Origin of the sequence: Psychromonas algicola, assembly GCF_004378355.1 — a bacterium.
Taxonomy (GTDB): domain Bacteria; phylum Pseudomonadota; class Gammaproteobacteria; order Enterobacterales; family Psychromonadaceae; genus Psychromonas.
In genome coordinates, this window is sequence record NZ_SNUB01000021.1 from 1 (window position 1) to 22,037 (window position 22,037).

Below are 22,037 nucleotides of genomic sequence, written 5' to 3' on the forward strand. Positions count from 1 at the left end.
AAATGGTCAAAACCGATCCATAGTTGGAGAGCTGCCATGAATCGGTTTATAATAGAGTTTGAAGACCGCTTGAAAAAACATCTGTAAAAATGGTAATTACACAGAATTATTTACAGGGTCATAAATATCTATTCTCACTAAACCATGAATATAAAATCAAAACAAGCACTTGAATAACCTCGAAATAACACCATATTATAGAAACCCCCTCCCTTTAAGGAAATTTAAATGTCCACTTTGATAGATAAATTAAACTGGCGCTATGCGACCAAAAAAATGGATCCAACTAAAACTGTTGAACAAGATAAATTAGACCGTATTCTAGAAGCGACTCGTCTTACTGCAACATCTAGTGGCTTACAACCTTACGAAGTTTTTGTTGTAACAAATAATGAATTACGTGAGCAAATTGTTCCTCATGCATGGAACCAAGCGCAAATTACAGATGGCTCACATCTATTAGTATTTGCTGCATGGGATAATTATACTGAAGATCGTATTAATGAAATGTTCGATCTTGTTAATGATGAACGTGGCTTTAAAAACCAGGGTTGGGAAGATTACCGCCAAATGATTTTAAGCACTTACCCACCTCGTGATGCTGAAGTTAATTACCAACATGCCGCTCGCCAAGCTTATATTGGTTTAGGTACAGCATTAATCGCTGCAGCTGAAGAAGGCGTTGACTGTACGCCAATGGAAGGATTTGATCCTGAAAAAGTGGATGAGATCTTAGGCTTAAAAGAACGTGGTTTACGTTCTGTTATCCTATTGCCATTAGGCTACCGTGCTGAAGAAGGTGATTGGTTAAAAGACTTGAAAAAAGTACGCCGTTCAAGCGAAAAATTTATTACTGAAATGAAATAAGCTTTTACATTATTTATGTAAAATCTTGTAAAAACGCTAGCATAGTCGCTAGCGTTTTTTTTAAGGTAATAAAGTTGCCCTATTCTTCACTCTGAATTTCTTTGTTTAATTTTATTCCCATTGCTTTAATTTGCTCTTTTTCATCAACCGTTAATGCTTGATATCCTCGAAAGAAATCCCATCCATAACCCCATCGGAAAGAAGTAGGGATATAGGGGGAACCTCCAATTCGAACACCTTTTAACATAAGCGCGGCAATGTTCGGTTTACCAACAGCAGCAACACACTGTTTTAGTTGATTATCTGCAGCTAATCTTTGCCTTGATGTTCCACCTTGCCAGTAGGCGATATCATGGCTTGTGCAGCAAGCAAGCCATAAATCATTTTCTTGGAGAGTTCCATCAGGAAAAGCACTGCAACCATCTGAAGTAAAAGCAGCAATTTTTTCTGCATGAGCAAATGGCGAAAGCATTAATAAAGCAATAACAAGGTATTTCATTAATTCCTCAGAAGCTTAATCACAGTCAAGGAATGAGCGCAATGGATAATATTCATAGTCTAAGCTGATTTTAGAATGGTGAAGGTATGATAAAGCATATGCAGAGTTTTTACATGTTCGGGGTTGGAGAGTTAAAATATTAAAAAGATAACCAGAGCCTTTTGTTAAAAAGACTCTGGTTAGCAGTATGATTCATTGATAACACTCTAGCTGTGGATAAACTTGCTTGCTAATCCTTTTAATTCATCGGCCATTTTACTCTGCTGAGCCATGGCTGTATTAGATTCATTAACGTTATTTAATGTTTCGCTAGACGCTTCTGAAATAGTGGTAATGTAAACACTTACTTCGCCTGTAACTTCGCTTTGTTGTTCTGCTGCACTTGCGATTTGTTGAGACATTTCAAGAATGGTTTCAACAGCATTAGTAATGTTAGTTAATGATTCCGTTGCTTGTTTGGCTTGCTCTACACATTCAGCGACTTTTTCTTGCCCACTATCGGTTGCACTAACTGCGCGCTCGATTTCAGTAGAGAACAACCCTAACATTTTCTCAATTTCAGATGTTGAATCTTGCGTGCGTAAAGCCAGCGTACGAACTTCATCAGCTACAACGGCAAAGCCTCTCCCCTGCTCACCGGCACGAGCGGCTTCGATTGCCGCGTTCAGAGCGAGTAAGTTAGTTTGATCGGCGATACTTTTAATCACATCTAATACGGCTGTGACTTCTTGCCCTTTTTCTTCAAGCTGTTTAACACTATCTCTTACACCAGAGAATTCTTGGTTAACATCATTCACTTTTTGTGATGTTTTAAGCACAAGATCTGCGCCTAATAAGGTTTCTTTTCTTGCATTATCAGCAGACTCTGCGGCTAATGTTGTATTACCTGCAACCTCTGCAATTGAAGCTGACATTTCTTCAATTGATGCGGCTAATTGATGTAACTGATCATTTTGCGAAGCAATACTATCGCGAGCCGCAACGTTAATTTTAGCGGTATGCTCCGCAGCTTTTGACACTTCAACAGATGAATCGGCTACTTTACCGATGGCTCGATTGAAACTTTCAATCATGGAATTAAACAACATACTAATTGAACCAAATTCATCTTGCCGATGTATTTGTGTTTTATGCGTTAAATCTGAATGCGATTCAATATGGTTAATTGTTTTCTGTAAGCCATTAAGCGGTTGAGTAATATGTTTAATTAAGAAGTAAGCAATGGTAATGCAAAGAACAAAAAGCACAAAAATAGTACTGATTATCCAAATCAATACATAGTGATAAGTCGCTTTAGCTTGATCATGAAAACCTTTCGCTGACTCAGAAGCGTATTCTGTTAATGCAGACATTTGTTGTGATAGTGCTTTCAGTTGTGAAACTTCGGCAGCTTTCGCTTTAGTGATGGCATCATTCTGTTCGCCTGACGCCATCAACTTAGCAATACTCTTACGAGTTGCTCCCCAACTTTGATAAGATTTAATTGTATCGGTAATTAAAACTTCACCTTGATCGCCTAAAATAGCGTCTTTGACAATATTTAACTGCGTTGAAACTTCACCACTGTAAAGGTCAATATCCGTTTCCGTTTTCTTTATTGCGGCATTACCTTCAGCTAATTCCATTTCTTTCATGCTGCGATCAATTTTGATGATAGCATTGTTAGCTTGCAATGAGCCTTGCATAGCAGTAAGCGAATGCTTGTACATTTTCTCAGTAAATCCAGAAAGGCTATACATGGTGGTAATACTTTCAGCACCCGTCCATAAAACACCAAAAAGAATTAAACCGAAGCCACTAATAAGCTTACTTTTTATTGAAAATTTTGATTTCATGATAGATCTATTGCCCATTACAAAATAGAGAGAGATAACAGTACACGTTCGTGTAAAAAATCATAAGTAAAAAAATATCAATTTAGCCATAAAAAGTTTTACATATTGCTGATATTAATGTTTTTTTACTAGGATGAAATACAACTATAGACTCAAACTTTTATTTTGCATGCACTTTTCATCGTGTCTGTGAGCTATAAATGGACTTACACAATGAAAAGAATGAAGTTTAAGTTAATTTGTTGCTATCAAATAAACGAGATACAACAAGGTTGAAGATTAAGGAAATTTAAACTAAACAGCATCACAGTTTGATGCTGTTATAGCAATGACTTTTGTTTATGCTTTATGTTTCCACTCTGTTAGCTGGTACGCTATGTGGTATAGCACTTCGCTTCACTCTAATTTACTAAGCCCTATTGTTAGGAATTGCTATGGAGCAAAGAATGACGCTGCTTATTATGCAGCGTTATCTAATGCAAAAGCATTTAAAATTTGCGTTTGACGTTCAACAAGATTGTCGCTTACAAAACAAAGTCGGCTACCTGTTTTGTGCTGTGCAATGATACTTGGGATTTGTTCAGCCATCACGTCATCATCTTCGCTTAATGCATACATTGCGACTTCATCACCAGGAATAGAACAAAGCGCTTCATAAGCACCAGTGCCAACCGGTGTTAGGTTGATATCAGTATCAGTCACTTGACCGCCAGCTATCGCACAATAAATCTCTTCTTGAGAGAATTTACTTTTAATAACCATATATTGAATATGACCTTCGTGCTCTTCAAGACCTAAACTATTTAAAACAAATTGATTGGTTTCTGCACTTGCTTGCGCATTTACTGCCATTTCACTTTTAATCATAATGATATTCCTTGGTTTATGTGCCAGATAAAACAATTCATACTGACAAGTTATAGATAACAAGTTAAAAGCAATTACGATGCCAACTAAAGATCATCAAATAACCAATTAAAAAACAATAACTTAATAGAAACACAATGTGGCAAAGCTAATATAAAAAGCGGCAAGATCGAAGCTTTTATATCCTTTTTTTGCCGCTTACTTTAACTGACAGCCTTATACCAATTGTATTAAATAACTGCTCTAAATTTTGCGCTGGAAAAATAGCTTAGTTTGAGGCGTAAGTTGAACAACAAAAAAATAAGTTATTTTAACAAGTAAAATAGATCAGTTACTTACTATGATTGGTATTAATAACCAAGTAAGTATATTCAAGCAAATAATAGATGAAAAAAAACCTCATCAGCTAGGCTAATGAGGTTTTAAAATAATGACAAAAATAAATTTATCTACTTACTATTGAGCCAACTATATCACTCAAAGTTAAGCGACAGCTTCTTCTAAGATAGCGCGTGTAACATCTAGTGTGATCGCTTGTGACTCACCTAGAGCAACCATGCCGTGCTTTTCGAGTTGCTTGATAATATCTTCAATCGCTTCACTTTTAGCATTAGTGTGCTCAGTTAATTGCACTGGTACATTCAAGCTAACGTAGAAGGCTTCGATTGCATTGATCGTATCTGCTACTAATGTTTCGCTATCAGCGAGTCCAAATACGTTCATTCCCATTTGTTTCAATTTTTGCGCTTTATTCGCAGCTTGATTACGTAACAATGAAGGCTGAACAATCGCTAAAGAACGCGCATGATCAACGTGGTATAAAGCAGTCAATTCATGACCAATCATATGTGTTGCCCAATCTTGTGCCGCACCCGCTCCGATTAAACCATTTAATGCTTGGTTTGCAGTCCACATTAAGTTTGCACGCCATTGGTCATTATCTCGGTTTGCATAATCCTTACCAAGAGCCAATAGATTTTTCAGTAAAGTTTCAGCGTAACCATCTTGCACCATGTTACCTGCAGCAGTGGTTAAGTATTGCTCACAAACGTGTACCCATGCATCAACTAAACCATTAATTAACTGGCGCTCTGGTAATGTTTTCATTACATCAGGATCCATGACTGCAAATTTAGGTTGTACTAAAGGATGCATAAACGGAAGTTTGTCTTTTGTTGAAGCTTTAGTGATCACGGCACCTGAGTTCGATTCAGATCCCGTTGCAGGTAAAGTTAAAATAGCGCCCAATGGAATGGCTTTTTGAATGGCATGTTGGCCAATTAAAATGTCCCAACCATCACCTTCGTAGCACGCTGCTGCTGCAACATATTTTGCACCATCAATCACTGAACCACCGCCAACGGCAACAATAAAGTCAATGTCTTCAGTTTTACACATAATAACTGCTTGCTCTAACTGCTCTGCAGTTGGATTTGGCTCTACGCCGCTAAATTCAATCCACTGATGTCCGCTTAACGCGTCACTTAATTGCTGATAAACGCCATTCTTTTTGATTGATCCACCACCGTACATAACCAGTACTTTTGAAGATTGAGTGATAAGATCTTTAATGCTTGCAATTTGGCCTTGGCCGAATTGGATTTTTGTTGGATTTACATAACTAAAGTTCATGGGGGGTCCTTAATAAATCGATAAAAATGAATAATACAAATGCACACTTAATACGAATAGTTTGTATATATGGATCATGTATTAATAGATCAATGGTACGCCTATTATTTTCATCTTGAAATACTTAAAACAAGATTACTCTAGGCTTTTACTGATTCGCTTAAAAACCAAGCTATTGTTGAGTTTAAGTGTTATTTACAGACAGAATAATAAGATTTTAGTTCACCTCTTTTAATAATGGACAAGCAGATAAAGCAGGAGAGCATTCTTGATAACAAGACACTATTTTTCCTTTAAGGTTACAGCTTACTAAACAATTATTTTTATGTTGTTTTTTCGCCATTAAAAGCGCTTGATCCGCACTGCGTTTAAGATCCTCTGATTGCATGTTTTCAGATAAACATCCAACACCAAGACTAATACTGACAGTAAAACGCCCCCCATTATTTGCTGTAAATAAGTGTTGAGAAACTAACTCTCTAATGCGCTCAGCTAATAAAAAAGCTCTAGGCTGCTCAGTAAAAGGCAATAATATAGAAAATTCATCTCCACCAAAACGGCAGCAAATATCTTCACTACGCAAAGCCTGCTGAATCAGTTGACTAACAATAACGAGCGCATCATCTCCAATTTCATGACCATATTGATCATTAATCGTTTTGAAGTCATCAATATCTAGCATAATGAGGGAAAGAGGTTGTTTTTTTCTGTGGTGTAAAGAAACTTCAGCGGTTAATTGCGCCTCTAGAAAGCGTCGATTATATAATCCAGTGACCGCATCTCGTAATGCAAGCTCTTGTAAACTATTACATTTGTCGATGGTATCGCTAATATCGATTTCAATGCCAATCAGACCCACTACTTCCCCATTTTTTGAATACATAGGCGAGCGAACACTTTGATAATGTTTAATTTCTCCATCTTTCATTTGTTTTTTTTCAACTCTACTAACGAGTTTACCTTGCAGGGCTTTTATTTCTTTTTTGACGTTGTGCTGGTCGGGGAGTACAACAAATAGATCGCTATCAGATCGACCAATGATCGCCTCTCTTTCAACAGAAAAAGCTTTACAAGCAGCATCATTGGCAAAAGTATAATGACCGTTTTTATCTTTCATAAACGCGCAGCAATTTAGATGCTGAAACGTTTTAATGAAATCAAGCTCCTCTAAATTCATGTTTACTAACCTCCTTTATAAAACGATTGACTAGTCGTTTATGATAAGAACGATGCAAAACCAGCACTCAGTGGAATTACTGAGCTTAAACAGAGGAAGAATAACCTACACAGTTTATTTTTGTACGTTTTTTATACAGAAAGTGTGTGGTATAACTTGTTTATTTTTTGTACTGATATAGATAATAAATAATTATCCATTTTAAAGTAGATAAGAAGGTAGAGCGAATCGGTGAAATAAAATAAAAAAGTCAGCTTATTTCACCACTCCAGAATTGAATATAAACATTATGCAGGTTTACTAAGCTCACCTCGTAAATCAGTGGTTAATAATTCTTTGATGACGTTCACCGCTAGATCTTGGCTGAGTAAATAATGTAGCTTTGCAATCACAGTTTCAGTGGTCATATCTAAACCGCTAATCACACCGACTTCACTCAACGCATGACCTGTTGCATAGCCTTCCATATTGACACTGCCTTTTAAGCATTGGCTGCAATTTACAATTAAAATCCCGCGTTCACTGGCTTCTTTTAAAGTATTTAATAATTGCGGATCTTGCTGTGCGTTGCCTACACCATAGGTTAATAAAACCAAAGCTTGCAATGGGCTTTTTAATAAGTTGTCTAACACTTGCCAATCGAGTCCAGGAAAAAGGTGAAGTATCGCAATAGACTGTTTTTCTATTTTTCCAATGGTTAAGCGTGTATTAACTGTTTTCTGTTTTTTGCCTGCTACATTTTTTATTTCAATGCCCGCTTCTAATAAAATAGGATAATTAGGCGACACAAAAGCACTAAAACCATCGGCATGTTGCTTAGTGGTTCGATTTCCTCTAAATAATTGATTATTAAAAAAGATACAGACTTCATTAATAGGATAATGTGCAGCAATATAAAGCGAGTTTAATAAGTTAGCACGCGCATCTGAACGTAATTGTGAAAGTGGTATTTGTGAACCAGTAATTATCACTGGTTTACTTAAGCTTTCAAAAATAAAAGAAAGTGCAGAAGCACTGTAAGACATAGTATCGGTACCATGCAAAATAATAAAACCATCAAAGTCTTGATATTTTTGTTGAATATCTTCAGCCAAGCCTTGCCAAGCTTGAGGGGAAATATCAGCAGAATCAATGAGCGGTTCATATTCGTGGATCTCAAACTCAGGCATATCATCATGATAAAATTCGGGCATATTGCTAATGGTTTCAGATAAATAACCAGCAACAGGCACAAAACCATTTTGCGAAGGTTTCATCCCAATAGTCCCGCCTGTATAAGCGATATAAATACGTTTTTTATTAGCCATTAGGTTCTCGTTGCATAAGTTAATTTATAAATTGTATTTAACCATATCAAAGTCTTTGAAGTAATGCGTTAAAACATAAGTAACAAAATGTTTTCTAAAAACATTACTTTCCTCAATTGCACCTAACTTGTTATTATAAGCGCCATATCAATTGAGCATTCAATCTTTAAGTTCAAGCATCCTTGAACAGCATTTATAAAATGAGTAAACAATGCGTATCCATGCTGTTCACAAATTATATGATCACCGTCTGAGTCAAAGCACACGTCCATTTCTAGCGCGTGGTGGTAGTATTTCACGTTGTAAACACTGCATGTTATTACCCTACCTTTGTATTTGTTCAATTAAAAAAACGGTTAAAACACAAAGTGCTTTTTTATTGTTGATGTACGACGATGAAATATTAAAACCGAGCAATACAGGTCGATTAATTGCAGACTTAATTCCAGATACGTTTGCTTATATTTGGTCAAGAACCGAGCCTAATGAAAGTATGTTAGCTTTGGTTAATGATCCCAAATGGCAACCTATTGTGGTATTTCCTGAAGAATATACTCAGGTAGAAAGGGTCTTAACACAATCTGCGATAGCACAACCAGACACCTCTGTCGGTAATAAACGCCCTTTGTTTATTCTATTAGACGGTACTTGGGCACAAGCTAAAAAAATGTTCCGTAAAAGCCCTTATCTAGATACTTTACCCGTGCTTTCTTTTTCTCCTGAAAAACTATCTCAGTATCTAGTTCGAAAAGCGACTAAAGAGAATCAACTCGCAACGGCAGAAGTAGCAAGCTTAGTATTGGCCTCCATTGGTGAGCAAAAAAATGCCGATTTATTAGCATTATTCTTTTCAACTTTTAAAGAAAATTATTTACTTGGGAAGTCACGCCAACAGTTAACAGAAGAAAGCAGTCAGCATGCACTGACTCGCGCTTTAGCTCATTTATAATCTGCGACATACTTTATAATAAACTCAGTGAGTAAATTTAAGGCATCGAAATCAAATAAAGGCAAATCACATTCAATCACTCCATTATTAATATTCTGCTGAGTGGTTAAATCACATATCAAAGCAATAATTTGGTTATCTTGCGGATAAAGAAAAGGTTTGTTTAGTTCATTTCGATGCAATTCAATTTTAGGAAAATCCTGATCTCGATATCCTTCCACCAGCACTAAATCCAATTCCTGCATATTTAACAAAGCAAGCTGTTCGCTAAGGTCACTATCATGCGGCTTATGTTCATGAAAGCAAATAGAACGATGTGTTCCCGCTAACACAACCTGTGATGCCCCTGCTTTACGTAATCGGTAGCTGTCTTTTCCTGGTTTATCCATTTCAATATCATGATGGCTATGCTTCACCAAAGCCACTTTTAAACCTTGCTCAACTAACAAAGGAATAATTTTTTCTAAAAGCGTTGTTTTACCTGTTCCACTATAGGCAGAAAATCCCAATAAAGGCACAGGTAATGAAATAACAGAAGACATGATTTAACCTTAAAAACGAATGAAGGAAGCTTTATAACCACATTATAAAAAAAAGTTTAAAGACTTTAGCGGATAAGTTTATTTATATGATGAAACGCTCATTTCCATGTTAATTATTTGTTAATACAAGGAATGACTCTCGAATTCAAACGCAAATACTTTCATCTTTACCACTTAATACTACTCTATTTAAGCTAAATAGAGATTAATAAGATTATTTTGCCATTAAATTAATAATAAGAAAAACAGGTATGTTATGAAAATATTAAACCATTATTCAATCAAAGTTAGGTTAGTTATCTTAGCCGTATTAGGGTTAGTAGGTATGTTAGCGATTGCTGCTGAATCATTAATACAAACCAATGAAATTTTACTCTCTGAAAAACAACAGCAGACCCAACATTTAGTTGAAGTCGCACATAGCCTTATAGACGCTAGTTATAAAGATTTTAAAGATGGAAAAATAACAGAAGAGCAAGCCAAACAAGAAGCGATTGCCGCTGTGATGAAAATACGATATGACAATGGTAATTACTTTTGGATCAATGATATGAAGGCGGTTATGATTGGGCATGCGGTCAAGCCATCATTGAATGGCAAAGATTTATCTAAGCTAGCAGATCCAAATGGAAAACTTCTCTTTACTGAATTCGTCAATCTAATTAAAAAAACACCAGAAGGTGGCGTGGTTGATTACCTATGGGAAAAACCAGGCAATGATCAACCCGTTGAAAAAATTTCTTATGTAAAAGGCTTCACACCATGGAAGTGGGTATTGGGTACAGGCATTTATATTGATGATGTAAAAGCATCGATGTGGAGTTCGGTACAAGGACTTCTTATTGAAGTTGTGGTGATCACCTTTCTTATTATTATTCTTTCATTCTTAATTGGTAGTAGCGTTATCGCTCCGATCAAAAGAACCACTGAAGCGCTTGGCGATTTAGTACAAGGAGAGGGATATTTAACGCAACGCCTTCCTATTAACGGTAATGATGAAATGTCTAAGCTCTCGCATTCATTCAATGAGTTTATTACAAAAATTCAAGGGGTTGTTGAGAAAGTTCAAGAATCAGCAGAATCGATCAAAGTCTCATCACTGAATTTATCTGCATTAGCGCAAAAATCATTACAAAGTAATCAGCAACAAAATGCAGAGACGGCACAAATTGCGACAGCTTCAAATGAAATGCTAAGTACCATTAATGAAATCGCAAACAGCGCACAAACAGCAGCTAATTTAGCTGAAGGCGCAAGTGCTGAAGCAAAAACAAGTAAATCAATCTTTAATAAATCAGTTAATTCAGTACAAGAGTTATCAGGAGAGATAACTGGTGCCACCACTGTTATTACAGAATTAAATAACGAATGTGCATCCATCGACTCTGTTTTATCGGTCATTGAAGCGATTGCGGAACAGACTAACTTACTAGCCTTAAATGCCGCGATTGAAGCCGCACGAGCAGGCGAACAAGGACGCGGTTTCGCGGTGGTTGCAGATGAAGTGAGAACCTTAGCAGGTAGAACACAAGTTGCCACACTTGAAATTAATGAAATCATTGCGCAACTACAAAATAAAGCCAATGAAGCGGTAAGTGCGATGTCTAAAAGTGCTGACATCGCAGAAGGTGCGGTGACACAAGCGAATGCAGCTAGCGACTCTTTAGATTCAATTGCAGATGCGATTATTTCTATCTCTGATGCGAATCATCATATTTCAACGGCATCTAATGAGCAATCGACAGTGACACAAGAAATTGATGAAAGAGTGACGGCGATTGCTCAGTTATCTGAAGAATCAACGGATCGCTCAGTAGAAATTAATTCAGGAAGTGACGAAGTGAGTAAGTTAGGTGTTCAATTAACCGACTTAATTAAAACCTTTAAAGTTTAAACTAACCTTATAGTCATAACAAAAAGGCCGTTATATTTTTCAATATAACGGCCTTTTCTATAACTGTTGCACTCAAGTTATAAGTCGACTAATTACTCTACTCTTTCCATATTCACTACAATGCAATTTAATGTTTGATTAAAGGCTTCAAGAATTTCAGCTTTAGACTCAAACTCTTCACCGGGAAATTTTTGCTCTGTTTGCGCTAAACAATAATCGATATTAGCAGTGAAAGCTTCTTCACATTGCGTTGGTGTAATATTATATTGTTCAAGTAACTCTGGCATCACACAAAGATCTTCATTTTTTTCAATAACTAACCCTTCTAAGTCAGCATCATTCCAAGCTCGACTTCTCTCATAATAAATATAAGCTCCCGCAATCACTAAAAACAACAAAAAATATTTCATAACAACTCCAATTAACGTGGGAACGAACCATTATTCCCAATATGACTATAGCCCTTTTTAACAATGCCCTTTGATACTTCACCTATCAATGCAACAGACACCTCAATGTTCAATTTAAGCATTTGATTTAATTTATCTTGAGGGTAGTCATCAAAGGGAATCGCATGCATTAAGCCCGCATTATTCATCAAAATGTCAAGCTCACCAATTTCAGAGACTAACTTAGGAATCAATTCAACTGGGTTAAATCGAATTGCTTTTGAATAACATTTTCAGAACTTAAAAGTGCACAATCATCAAACGTTCGTTCAGCCACAAACACTTTATAAGCTAATTCAATCAGTACGCGTGTAGCCTCTAAACCAATGACTTTATTTCCGCCGGCGACTAATGCTGTTTTCCCTATATTGATACTTTAAAAGACGCTAATTCATTTTCTCTGCAATGTTCTTCGATTTTTTTGATAATTGCCGCTGGATTAGCTTCGTCATCAGGAGCCCAAAAAATAAGATCTGTTCCACTGGGATGTGAAATTATTTTTGAAAAATGTTTTATTAACTTTTCTTGGTACTCATCTCCGCCTTTAGCTGAGATTATTTCATCAAGTAATAACGTAAATTCATCTTTACTATATTCACTTAATGTTGTTTTTTGTAAAAGCCTTTCAACCATGACTTCCTCTTTACAGTTAAGTTAAATTTATAAGTTTTGATTTAAATAATAAATCCAACCATATAATAATTTACAGGACAGTCAACAAAGATCTTCGAACCGGCGATTCACCAAAAATGATTACTACTATATCACTATCATAGTTGCGATACTCTACCTGTTACTCGCTTTAATAATTACAAGTTTATTATTGATTGTGATTGTTGAATTAACTCTACAATAAAATCGTTTATCAATATTCAAATAATAGGATCATAAATAAGCAGTTACACAATTTTTATTGCAGTCCCTATAATAACGAGATCCACTATTATCTCATTTGGGCACCGAGTCCGAGTAGCACATGCAAGACAAACTTTGTTACAGGAGTTACGAGATAAAATGTAGAAAATTATTTACTCAATATAATTACGCTTCTATTTACTTTAAATATTTTGTAAAACAGTCCTTATTATTAACAGCTCTAGCGGATTTGCAAAGGTCCGCGATTATTCCGCTTTCATCAACATTCAGTTAACTTTCAGCACTTCTTAAGTAAACCTTAAGTTTCAAAAATTAATATACAGCTCAGCTTTATAATTTAGCCACTGCTTCTGCATAACAAACAACTTTAAATAAGTTGCTATTTTATTCAGCAGTTAAATCAAACATTTAAATTTATTGATCAAACTAAAATAAAGCAACTTAAGTAACATATATAAAAAGCCGCACTTAACTATTACAAAAAAATATGTAAAATCAATAACAACTACATCAGTTAACATTTTTTTAATAAAAAAAACACAAATCAACAGGTCAGATAAATCTCATTTTAAAATATAACGACTAAAAATAAGAGACATAAAAAATGCAACATTTAAAAAATAAGTTAGGCCCCCTGTATCCCATCGTTATAGCAAGTATCGTTATATTATTTACCTATACTTTATCGCGCTTGGGGCTAGCAATTTGGCAAGGAGATAGAGTTTCAGAAGCAAATGGGTGGATTCGTGTTTTTACTAGTGGGCTAAGAATAGACATTGCTTCAGTTTGTTACCTTTTTGTTTTGCCTTCATTAATTTTTAGCTTACTTTCAGGTGGGCATATTATCGGTAGAATTTGTACCTTAGGGTTAAGGATTTGGATCACAATTGGACTCTGGCTTGTTGTTTACATGGAAGTAGCTACTCCTGCTTTCATTATTGAATATGATTTACGTCCAAATCGTTTATTCATCGAGTACTTAATTTACCCTAAAGAAGTTTTTAGTATGTTATGGATGGGTTATAAAACAGAATTGTTCATCGGTTTATTAGCTTCAACACTAACATTGATTTTTGGCTGGAAATTAAGTGGCGCTATTACCACAAACCTCACCTACCCAAAATGGTACTGGCGCCCAGTGATTGCTTTATTAGTAATAGCGATTGGTTTGGCTGGCGCACGATCGACATTGGGTCACCGCCCGTTAAACCCAGCAATGGTAGCTTTTGCAAGTGATCCTTTGATTAATGATATTACACTCAACTCAACTTATTCACTTGCTTTTGCTGCAAAACAAATGAAAAGCGAACAAAGTGCTGAGGATTTTTATCCTGAGATGGATGAAGAGAACATTATTTCGGAAATAAAATCTTCAATCAATCTCGACCAAGCAGCTTATGTTAACGATGATTATCCAACGCTTGCTAATCATGTTGCTTCTTACCAAGGCAAGTCAAAAAATATTGTTATTTTATTATTAGAAAGCCATGGGGCGCGCTATGTGAAAAGCCTTGGTGGACAAGACCTTTCTCCTAATTTAGATAAGTTATATCAAGAAGGCTGGGGGTTTGAACGTCTTTACGCAACAGGCACTCGCTCTGTGCGTGGTATTGAAGCAATGACTACAGGTTTTTCTCCTACACCTTCACGCGCCGTCGTTAAACTAGGTAAAAGCCAAACCAACTTCTTCACTATTGCTCATTTATTAAAAGAGCAGCAATACCACACACAATTTATTTATGGTGGAGAAAGCCATTTTGATAATATGAAAAGCTTCTTCTTAGGCAATGGTTTTGTAGATATGCAAGATTTACCTACCTTTAAAAAACCATCATTTGTTGGCTCATGGGGCGCATCAGATGAAGATCTTTATAATAAAGCAGATCAACAATTTTCCTCATTAACAAGGCAGAAGAAACCTTTCTTTAGTCTTGTTTTTTCATCTTCAAACCATAGCCCTTTTGAATACCCTGAAAATACAATAGAGCATTATAACGAGCCTAGCGCAACAAGAGAAAACGCAGTTAAATATGCAGATTATGCTTTAGGAAAATTTATAGAAAAAGCGAAGAAATCAGACTATTGGAACGACACTATTTTTATAGCCGTAGCTGATCACGACTCTAGAGCAAGTGGTTCTTTAGCGGTTCCAATTGGTCATTTCAAAATCCCAGGTGTTATTTTTGGTGGAGGAATTGAACATAAAAGTGATAACCGTTTAATAAGTAATATCGACTTAATTCCGACGCTATTATCGTTGGCAGGCATTAGCAGTCAAAATCCAATGATTGGTCATGATTTAACAAAATCAGTTCCCGTTGAGAAACAAAGAGCAATGATGCAACGTGGTAACAACTTTGCTTGGATGACTAACGATAATGAGGTTGTTATTTTTGAACCAGGTGAGAAAGTAATCACTTATCAATACGATGCAAAACTTGATACGTTAACGGGCAAAGAACTAGATGAAAGTATCATCAAACGAGCACATGCCAATGCATTATGGGGTAGCCTCGCTTTTAGTAAAGACTATTATTGCGAGCAAGAAACTTACCAAATACTCCCAAAATAAAGACAATAAGGATCTTAAATGAAACCAGGAAAGACAGGATTTAGCAGAGTCATCGCCGCAACGGGTTATTCGTTACAAGGCCTAAAGGCAGCTTGGGCACACGAAGCAGCAATTCGCCAAGAAGTAATTGCTGCGATATTACTTTCCATAGTAGCGATACTCTTACCTGTTACGCATATCGAACGCATTCTGCTTATTACGAGCTTATTATTGGTTGTGATTGTTGAGTTAATTAACTCTGCAATTGAAGCGGTTGTGGATAGAATTGGTGCAGAAAAACATGAGCTAAGCGGTAGAGCGAAAGATATCGGCTCCGCAGCCGTTTTTATTGCTCTGCTATATGTCGCTTTTGTTTGGATAACGGTTCTTGTGGCCCATTATTGGTAAACATTCATTGGTAAATCATCAATTCAATAACCGTTTAAGGCAAAAGCATTAAACGGTTATTTTACATTTATTGAATTTAAGTAATAACTACAACTCTCTTATAAACCACAGGATCTTATTTTTTTTGTAATTCACCTAACAGTTAATGCTTATTTAAAGGCATATAATGCGCACATATTTAGTTTGTTATCTTAAAAGCATCATAGTAGCACCTCAGAGAGACACACATGACCCAAACAGCACCGAGTATGAGAAAGAACTTTGGCCTTGCATGGCCAATTGGTATGAATGCCGTTTTATTACAACTAATTTTAGTAATTGATACCGTCCTTGTTACCCCTTTAGGTGAAGAGTCTTTGGCAGCAATGGGGATTGCAGCGAGTATTGCAGGCATTATTCTTGGTTTATTATTTGCGTTTTCAAATGGTACACAGTTGGTGATAGCACAAGCATTTGGCGCTAAAAATACACAATTGGTCAGCCGTGGATTTCGTTCAGGCCGATTTGTTAATGTCACCATTGTCGCTATCGGTATATTATTAATTTTTACAGTGGCTAAGCATCTTATTGCAGTAATTGCTGATGCCGATGTCGTTGCAGCAATGGCCTTTGATTACCTACGAGTCTTCTCGTTAGTGACTGTCGGTGTTGCGTTCTCACAAAACATTACCGTATATTTTAATGCGACAGGTAACAGTCGTATTCCTTTCTATGCAAATATTGTTGAAATTCCAGTTAATGTGATTATTAGTGCCATTCTTATTTATGGCTTCTTGGGCTTTCCTGAATTGGGCTTGGTAGGCGCTGCAATGGGCTCTGCTGTGGCAATCCTATGTCGCACCTTATTCCTACTTACTTTCTATTCAAAACAACAAGCTAAACAAGGGAATACACAAGCAAATAAGCCAGCAAAATTAACTAAAGCAGACGTTTTATACCACCTTAAATATGCAACGCCGATAGCTGGAACCTTTGTAAGTGCGGTGATTGTAGGCAGTATTTGTATGCTGATTTATGCAAAATTAGGTGTTAATCAATTTGCGGCGTTAACGCTTATCGGCCCTTGGGTAAAAGTATCTGCTCACCTTTCAACTGCTTGGGCGCAAGCCACCAGCATTATCGTGGGGCAATTATTAGGGAATAAATCATGGGGATTACTTGATACCTTCATTAGTAAAGCATGGCGAATTTCATTTTATATCGGCATCGTGATTGCCATTGCTTATGTCAGTATGTTCTATTTATTTAAACTCATTTATCCAGAGTTACAACAAGAAACCGTGGATACACTTTGGCAGTTTGTCCCTATTTTATTCATCATCGCTTTCATCCGCACCACCAATACTTTCTGCGGTAATGTGCTGCGTGCCGGAGGCGATGCAAAACATGTGTTTAAAATACACGCCTACACACAATGGTTTGTGATTTTGCCGTTATCTGCTTTATTCGTTTTATATTGGGAGTTAAGTGCAGTTTGGGTATTTGGATTAACGTTATTGGAAGAAACAATTAAAAGTATTCCCTTCCATATCCGCATGTTAGGTGGAAAATGGAAGAAAAGTTTAGTCTAATAATAATTAGTTAAGCGTTCACAAAACGAAAACGACCAAGCCCATTGCAGAGAGTTGTAATGGGCTTTGTTTTATCTCTATTTTTCATTAAAGCGTTTTTGTAACGCAATTCGCATCTCTTTCTCTAATGAGATAAACATTTCAATATAGTTATTAAACAAATCGCTTTTCTCATTTGCTTTCGTCCAAGCTTCACGCAATTTTTGATGGTGCTCTTTACCTGCTTGGAAATACAGATCCTTTGACTTCTCAGCCTGACTTTCTTCTAACCCTAAGAATTGTAATGCCCTTTTGCCCATTTCCAGCGCGGTATGATAAGTCTCAACAAAGACATGATCCGCACCAGCCGCTTCCAAAGCATAGGCATGACCACGGTCATAAGCACGCGCAACAATCGGTAAATGAGGATGAAACTGTCGAATATATTTAACTAAATCAACAACACGCTCTTTATCATCAATAGCAATCACAAATAACGAGGCATCTTCAATACCAGCAGTATCCAAAAGTGCAGAGTTAGTTGCATCACCATAATAGGCATGCATATCCACTCTTTTTACTCGGTCGATAATCGCTGTCGATTGGTCAATCACAGTGGTTTCAAAACCATGCGCCGTTAATAGACGGTTAATGACTTGGCCAAAACGACCAATCCCTGCAATAATAATCTGCCCTTTTTTATCAATAGGATCCGCTTCTTTCTTCTGTTGACTGGTTAAATATTGTTGAGTGATCACCTTGTCATAAAAGATAAACAGCAAAGGAGTGAAAAACATAGATAAGGTGATCACAGGAGAAAGTATTGCCACCCACTGTTCTGGTAATGCCTGACTTTGAGATGAAAAACTAAGCACAACAAAACCAAACTCCCCCGCTTGTGCCAAGCTTAAAGCCAATAACCAACCATCTGATTTTTTTATTTTAAAAATAACCGCTAAAGCTAACAATACAAGCGCTTTAATGACAATAACAGCCAAAGTTAAACTACCAATCAATAACGCATTTTCAAACACTACCGCAAAGCTAATGCCGGCACCGACGGTAACAAAAAATAAACCTAACAATAACGCTTTAAAGGGTTGAATATTACTTTCTAACTCGTGGCGGAATTCACTATTTGCCAATACAACACCCGCTAAAAATGTCCCCAATGCAGGCGATAAACCAACCACACTCATTAATGCAGCAATAGCGATAACTAATAACAAAGCCGTTGCTGTATACATTTCACGTAAGCCAGATTTGGCAATCAAGGTAAATAACGGTTTAGAAGTATAATGCCCCAACACAATAATTAAGGTAATTGCCAAAATAATTGCACCGACATATTCCAAGCCAGATAAATGATCCACTAAAGAAATATTCGAAGCATGCTCTGCAACAACAGTAGTGACTTCTGGCAGTCCAAAATAAGCAGGAATAGCTAACAGAGGAATAATCGCCAGCATAGGGATCACTGCAATATCCTGCGATAACAAAATAGAAAATGCGGCTTTACCACCTTCGGTTTTATTCAAAGATTTTTCAGCAAAACTCTGTATCACAATCGCCGTTGAGGAGAGCGATAAAATCAATCCGACGACTAAAGAGGTTTGCCAAGGAAAATCTAAAGCCACACCAAGCGCAGTAATAATGGCAGTGGTTAACGTAATTTGTAGTCCACCTAATCCAAGCAACTGATGCTTCATATTCCATAAGGCTTTAGGTGAAAGCTCCAACCCAACCACAAACAACATCATCACCACACCAAACTCAGCAAAGTGTTGAATCGTCTCCGTTTCATCGCCTGCTATTCCAGTGATAGGCCCAATGATCAAACCAGCAATAAGGTAACCTAATACCGAACCTAGTCCCAATCGTTTGGCCAATAAAACACAGAATACCGCAACAAATAAGTAGATAGCAGCTTGGATAAAATAAGAAGTCATAGGGTTAACTCTTTACTAGCAAATAGGGGATGATTTAGTTTTCGCGCTTGTGATTCCCCAATATTAACACCGAGACATTAATATTGGGTTAGATTAAAAGAGTGCTCGTAAGTGCTACTTATTTAAACGTCATTTAGATTTAATGTTTGTTGCTGTTGGATTGTGACTTCAAACGCTTTTAAACGCTTATAGATAGACAGTAATTCTACGATCGTGGTCCAAGAATTGATCAAATACTGGAAAGAGTTTTCTACCTGATTAAATGCATTAAGTACTTGCTGCATCACACCTAATGTAAATGCACCTGCCACGATCGACGGAGCGACAACAATAAGCGGAACAAACTGCCCTACATTGATATAGCCATAACGAACCACATTAAAGTACGCATAATGTAGGTATAGCGTAAAATAATTTTTACGCACATTCTCAAATAAATCTGCTAGCGTTTCTGGTTGAGCACGACTTTCACTATCTTCGCCGTAAACCAATTCTTTTCGGTAGGCCGCTTCAACTTTTTGATTTTTAAACTCTAACCCCGGAAGTTTAATACCGGCTGCTGCAAGTAAAGCTGTTCCCACGATAGACCAAACAATAGCAACAAAAACCAGAGCTTGTGGCACTTCACCAATTAAAGGTAGCTCTTTCACATAACCGGACAATCCCCACAAAATAGGTAAAAAGGCAATAAGAGTCATAACAGAACGTAATAGGCTAACCCCCAAACTTTCAATAATAGTAGCAAAACGCATGGTGTCTTCTTGAATACGTTGTGAAGCCCCTTCTATGTGACGAACCTGCTGCCATTTAGAACTATAATAAGTGGTCATAGAAGTACGCCATCTAAAAACGTAATGACTGACAAAAAAATTGCTAAATACAGAAACAGTCACAGCAACCCCGATGATCACAGCAACACCAGCTAACTCCCCATAAAAATGAGATAGCGTAATACTATGCGGCTCAGCTAATGCTTTTTGAATAAGATCATAAAAAGTACCGTACCACTCATTCAACATCACGCTTATTTGTACCTGAAACCAAGTGATGAAAACAATTAATGCAGATCCAAGAACAGACCATTTTCTCCATTGTTGTCCGCCATACACCATCCAAATACCAACAAAAATAGCGTAACAATAAAACATGTATTGATAGAGCCAAATATCCAAAGCGCTTTGTTGTGCTTCTGTAAACGCCATTTGAGCGGCAGAATCAGCACCTTCAAGTAATGCTTCAGGGAAATCAACACCGAATAAGGAGCCTAAACTTAAACTGCTCCCTATATCTTGGATAATGGAATACCATCCAATAACAGAGGCTAACGCCCAGAGAGCAAAACTAATAAAAAAGAATTTAGGGTTGGGGAAAAAGGATCGAAACATAGTTTGTTATCTCTATATTAATAGATTGCTATCAAGCCACTATATAAAGGGAAATAAATAATGACATCCGATTACGAGTGTAAACCAGTCACAACTTAAGCGACAATCAAACAAATACACATCAATCACCAAATAATTATCATCTTTATCATGTAGATAATCGAATAATTGAAGTCGTATTGATAAAACACATTAATACGATGATTAACTTTATGTATAAGTAAATATGGAATCTTTTGCACAAAATAAAAGCGTTACTCGCGCTAGTATTTGCACTAAACATTATTTTAAATAAGGGAATAATGTAATACTATATATCGCAATTCATTTCTTAAAATTAGAGGGTTTACCCATGACGTCGATCGACACACAGTCAGATAGTTACATCGCAGAAATCTCAGATAAATTACTTGAAGCACGTAGAACAAGCACTGGTTTAACCGCTTTTCCAGGCGAATTACCGACGACATTAGAAGCCGCTTACAAGATCCAAGATCGTAGTATCAGCAAAATCGATGATGAAATTGTTGGCTGGAAAATCGGTGGCATCTCGCCAGACTTACAAGAAAAACTAAACGCAGTTCGTTTATGTGGCCCAATTTTCAAAAAAATGGTGAAATACACTGACGGCAGCGAGCCACTAAAAATGCCTATTTTTAAAGATGGTTACAGTGCATACGAAGTTGAATACATCATGGAATTAGGGGATACCTCGCACCTTCCAGCAACAGGCATCACAGAAGAGCAAATCAGAAGTGTTGTTACCCGCGTATTTATTGGTTTTGAAATGGCAAGTACACCGATTCAAAACGCGAATAAAATTGGTTCAATGGCAATTATTTCTGACTTTGGTATTAACGAAGGTTGTATTATTGGTCCTGAAATCAAAGATTGGAAAAACGTAGATCTATTTGATATTGATATCTCAATCGATATCGATGGCAACGTATTTGGTCCAACTAAAGCAAAACCAGGTTTTGTTGGCGCATACGGTGCAGTTAAATTCTTAATTGAGCACATGAAAGCAAACGGTAAAGAACTTCCAGTTGGCACATTAGCTTCTACTGGCGCAATCACAGGTGTTCATGATATTAACGTGGGTGTTGGTTCAAAAGCAGATGTTGAATTTGCTGGCCTAGGTAAATTTAGCATGGAACTTGTTTCAAACGGTTAAGGCTTTTTGGAAACAATTTAGAGCAAGTTATTTTGTAACGATGCCTAAAGACTCGGCTTCAAGATTACTTGCACTTTTGTTTTCAAAATAGCCAGTGTTTAAGGTTTTTTGGAAACAATTTAGAGC

Annotated in this window: 19 protein-coding genes; 7 read left to right on the forward strand and 12 right to left on the reverse strand. The window is 36.7% G+C overall.

The window, feature by feature from the left end; translation table 11 throughout:
- The first annotated feature begins 228 nt into the window (after nt 1-228).
- Nucleotides 229-867: an NAD(P)H-dependent oxidoreductase gene (locus E2R67_RS11010; protein WP_134291012.1), complete on the forward strand. Its 639-nt coding sequence runs from the start codon at nt 229-231 to the stop codon at nt 865-867.
- Nucleotides 868-946: 79 nt separating this feature from the next.
- On the opposite strand, the gene E2R67_RS11015 is transcribed toward E2R67_RS11010, so the two are convergent.
- The 6 genes from E2R67_RS11015 to ansA form a co-directional block, all read right to left on the reverse strand.
- The gene (locus E2R67_RS11015; protein WP_134291013.1) at nt 947-1,366 is read right to left on the reverse strand and encodes a hypothetical protein; all 420 of its coding nucleotides are present in this window, start codon (nt 1,364-1,366) and stop codon (nt 947-949) included.
- 206 nt (nt 1,367-1,572) lie between these two features.
- Complete coding sequence (locus E2R67_RS11020) at nt 1,573-3,201, reverse strand: methyl-accepting chemotaxis protein (protein ID WP_166739372.1); 1,629 nt, start codon at nt 3,199-3,201, stop codon at nt 1,573-1,575.
- A gap of 459 nt (nt 3,202-3,660) precedes the next feature.
- The gene (locus E2R67_RS11025; RefSeq protein ID WP_134291015.1) at nt 3,661-4,068 is read right to left on the reverse strand and encodes a hypothetical protein; all 408 of its coding nucleotides are present in this window, start codon (nt 4,066-4,068) and stop codon (nt 3,661-3,663) included.
- A gap of 483 nt (nt 4,069-4,551) precedes the next feature.
- Complete coding sequence (locus E2R67_RS11030; protein WP_134291016.1) at nt 4,552-5,700, reverse strand: iron-containing alcohol dehydrogenase; 1,149 nt, start codon at nt 5,698-5,700, stop codon at nt 4,552-4,554.
- Nucleotides 5,701-5,917: 217 nt separating this feature from the next.
- On the reverse strand, nt 5,918-6,877 hold the full coding sequence (locus E2R67_RS11035; RefSeq protein WP_134291017.1) for a sensor domain-containing diguanylate cyclase: 960 nt from the start codon (nt 6,875-6,877) through the stop codon (nt 5,918-5,920).
- Nucleotides 6,878-7,164: 287 nt separating this feature from the next.
- Nucleotides 7,165-8,184 carry an asparaginase gene (gene ansA / locus E2R67_RS11040; RefSeq protein WP_134291018.1) on the reverse strand — a complete coding sequence of 340 codons (1,020 nt, stop codon included), beginning with the start codon at nt 8,182-8,184 and terminating at the stop codon, nt 7,165-7,167.
- Nucleotides 8,185-8,395: 211 nt separating this feature from the next.
- Here ansA and E2R67_RS11045 point away from each other — a divergent pair, with 211 nt between their 5' ends.
- Nucleotides 8,396-9,133 carry a tRNA-uridine aminocarboxypropyltransferase gene (locus E2R67_RS11045; protein ID WP_134291019.1) on the forward strand — a complete coding sequence of 246 codons (738 nt, stop codon included), beginning with the start codon at nt 8,396-8,398 and terminating at the stop codon, nt 9,131-9,133.
- Here E2R67_RS11045 and mobB read toward each other — a convergent pair.
- Complete coding sequence (mobB, locus tag E2R67_RS11050; RefSeq protein WP_134291020.1) at nt 9,124-9,675, reverse strand: molybdopterin-guanine dinucleotide biosynthesis protein B; 552 nt, start codon at nt 9,673-9,675, stop codon at nt 9,124-9,126. The two genes, E2R67_RS11045 and mobB, sit on opposite strands and share 10 nt — an antisense overlap.
- A gap of 256 nt (nt 9,676-9,931) precedes the next feature.
- Between mobB and E2R67_RS11055 the strand changes: the two genes are divergently transcribed.
- A complete protein-coding gene (locus E2R67_RS11055; RefSeq protein ID WP_134291021.1) occupies nt 9,932-11,569 on the forward strand; it encodes a methyl-accepting chemotaxis protein in 1,638 nt (545 codons plus the stop codon).
- 92 nt (nt 11,570-11,661) lie between these two features.
- Here the strand turns inward: E2R67_RS11055 and E2R67_RS11060 are convergent, their stop codons facing one another.
- The 3 genes from E2R67_RS11060 to E2R67_RS11070 form a co-directional block, all read right to left on the reverse strand.
- Nucleotides 11,662-11,979 (reverse strand): hypothetical protein, encoded by a 318-nt coding sequence (locus E2R67_RS11060; RefSeq protein ID WP_134291022.1) that lies wholly within the window; start codon nt 11,977-11,979, stop codon nt 11,662-11,664.
- 11 nt (nt 11,980-11,990) lie between these two features.
- A complete protein-coding gene (locus tag E2R67_RS11065; protein ID WP_166739373.1) occupies nt 11,991-12,212 on the reverse strand; it encodes an SDR family NAD(P)-dependent oxidoreductase in 222 nt (73 codons plus the stop codon).
- Nucleotides 12,213-12,381: 169 nt separating this feature from the next.
- Nucleotides 12,382-12,651, reverse strand: a complete 270-nt coding sequence (locus tag E2R67_RS11070; protein ID WP_134291024.1) for a bacteriocin immunity protein — start codon at nt 12,649-12,651, stop codon at nt 12,382-12,384.
- 847 nt (nt 12,652-13,498) lie between these two features.
- Here E2R67_RS11070 and E2R67_RS11075 point away from each other — a divergent pair.
- The 3 genes from E2R67_RS11075 (at nt 13,499) to E2R67_RS11085 (ending at nt 17,424) form a co-directional block, all read left to right on the forward strand.
- Nucleotides 13,499-15,466: an LTA synthase family protein gene (locus tag E2R67_RS11075; RefSeq protein WP_134291025.1), complete on the forward strand. Its 1,968-nt coding sequence runs from the start codon at nt 13,499-13,501 to the stop codon at nt 15,464-15,466.
- A gap of 18 nt (nt 15,467-15,484) precedes the next feature.
- Nucleotides 15,485-15,853 (forward strand): diacylglycerol kinase, encoded by a 369-nt coding sequence (locus E2R67_RS11080; protein ID WP_134291026.1) that lies wholly within the window; start codon nt 15,485-15,487, stop codon nt 15,851-15,853.
- A gap of 227 nt (nt 15,854-16,080) precedes the next feature.
- The gene (locus tag E2R67_RS11085) at nt 16,081-17,424 is read left to right on the forward strand and encodes an MATE family efflux transporter (protein WP_134291027.1); all 1,344 of its coding nucleotides are present in this window, start codon (nt 16,081-16,083) and stop codon (nt 17,422-17,424) included.
- A 77-nt stretch (nt 17,425-17,501) separates the two neighbouring features.
- On the opposite strand, the gene E2R67_RS11090 is transcribed toward E2R67_RS11085, so the two are convergent.
- The gene (locus E2R67_RS11090) at nt 17,502-19,352 is read right to left on the reverse strand and encodes a cation:proton antiporter domain-containing protein (RefSeq protein WP_134291028.1); all 1,851 of its coding nucleotides are present in this window, start codon (nt 19,350-19,352) and stop codon (nt 17,502-17,504) included.
- 122 nt (nt 19,353-19,474) lie between these two features.
- Nucleotides 19,475-20,737, reverse strand: a complete 1,263-nt coding sequence (gene sbmA / locus E2R67_RS11095) for a peptide antibiotic transporter SbmA (RefSeq protein ID WP_134291029.1) — start codon at nt 20,735-20,737, stop codon at nt 19,475-19,477.
- A 352-nt stretch (nt 20,738-21,089) separates the two neighbouring features.
- Here sbmA and E2R67_RS11100 point away from each other — a divergent pair, with 352 nt between their 5' ends.
- On the forward strand, nt 21,090-21,911 hold the full coding sequence (locus tag E2R67_RS11100; protein WP_134291030.1) for a 2-keto-4-pentenoate hydratase: 822 nt from the start codon (nt 21,090-21,092) through the stop codon (nt 21,909-21,911).
- Nucleotides 21,912-22,037: the final 126 nt, after the last annotated feature.

Bases quoted from the DNA above. Each gene is read 5' to 3' on its own strand.
- E2R67_RS11010 (WP_134291012.1), top strand. From the start codon at position 229: ATGTCCACTTTGATAGATAAATTAAACTGGCGCTATGCGACCAAAAAA.
- E2R67_RS11015 (WP_134291013.1), bottom strand. From the start codon at position 1,366: ATGAAATACCTTGTTATTGCTTTATTAATGCTTTCGCCATTTGCTCAT.
- E2R67_RS11020 (WP_166739372.1), bottom strand. From the start codon at position 3,201: ATGAAATCAAAATTTTCAATAAAAAGTAAGCTTATTAGTGGCTTCGGT.
- E2R67_RS11025 (WP_134291015.1), bottom strand. From the start codon at position 4,068: ATGATTAAAAGTGAAATGGCAGTAAATGCGCAAGCAAGTGCAGAAACC.
- E2R67_RS11030 (WP_134291016.1), bottom strand. From the start codon at position 5,700: ATGAACTTTAGTTATGTAAATCCAACAAAAATCCAATTCGGCCAAGGC.
- E2R67_RS11035 (WP_134291017.1), bottom strand. From the start codon at position 6,877: ATGAATTTAGAGGAGCTTGATTTCATTAAAACGTTTCAGCATCTAAAT.
- ansA (WP_134291018.1), bottom strand. From the start codon at position 8,184: ATGGCTAATAAAAAACGTATTTATATCGCTTATACAGGCGGGACTATT.
- E2R67_RS11045 (WP_134291019.1), top strand. From the start codon at position 8,396: ATGCGTATCCATGCTGTTCACAAATTATATGATCACCGTCTGAGTCAA.
- mobB (WP_134291020.1), bottom strand. From the start codon at position 9,675: ATGTCTTCTGTTATTTCATTACCTGTGCCTTTATTGGGATTTTCTGCC.
- E2R67_RS11055 (WP_134291021.1), top strand. From the start codon at position 9,932: ATGAAAATATTAAACCATTATTCAATCAAAGTTAGGTTAGTTATCTTA.
- E2R67_RS11060 (WP_134291022.1), bottom strand. From the start codon at position 11,979: ATGAAATATTTTTTGTTGTTTTTAGTGATTGCGGGAGCTTATATTTAT.
- E2R67_RS11070 (WP_134291024.1), bottom strand. From the start codon at position 12,651: ATGGTTGAAAGGCTTTTACAAAAAACAACATTAAGTGAATATAGTAAA.
- E2R67_RS11075 (WP_134291025.1), top strand. From the start codon at position 13,499: ATGCAACATTTAAAAAATAAGTTAGGCCCCCTGTATCCCATCGTTATA.
- E2R67_RS11080 (WP_134291026.1), top strand. From the start codon at position 15,485: ATGAAACCAGGAAAGACAGGATTTAGCAGAGTCATCGCCGCAACGGGT.
- E2R67_RS11085 (WP_134291027.1), top strand. From the start codon at position 16,081: ATGACCCAAACAGCACCGAGTATGAGAAAGAACTTTGGCCTTGCATGG.
- E2R67_RS11090 (WP_134291028.1), bottom strand. From the start codon at position 19,352: ATGACTTCTTATTTTATCCAAGCTGCTATCTACTTATTTGTTGCGGTA.
- sbmA (WP_134291029.1), bottom strand. From the start codon at position 20,737: ATGTTTCGATCCTTTTTCCCCAACCCTAAATTCTTTTTTATTAGTTTT.
- E2R67_RS11100 (WP_134291030.1), top strand. From the start codon at position 21,090: ATGACGTCGATCGACACACAGTCAGATAGTTACATCGCAGAAATCTCA.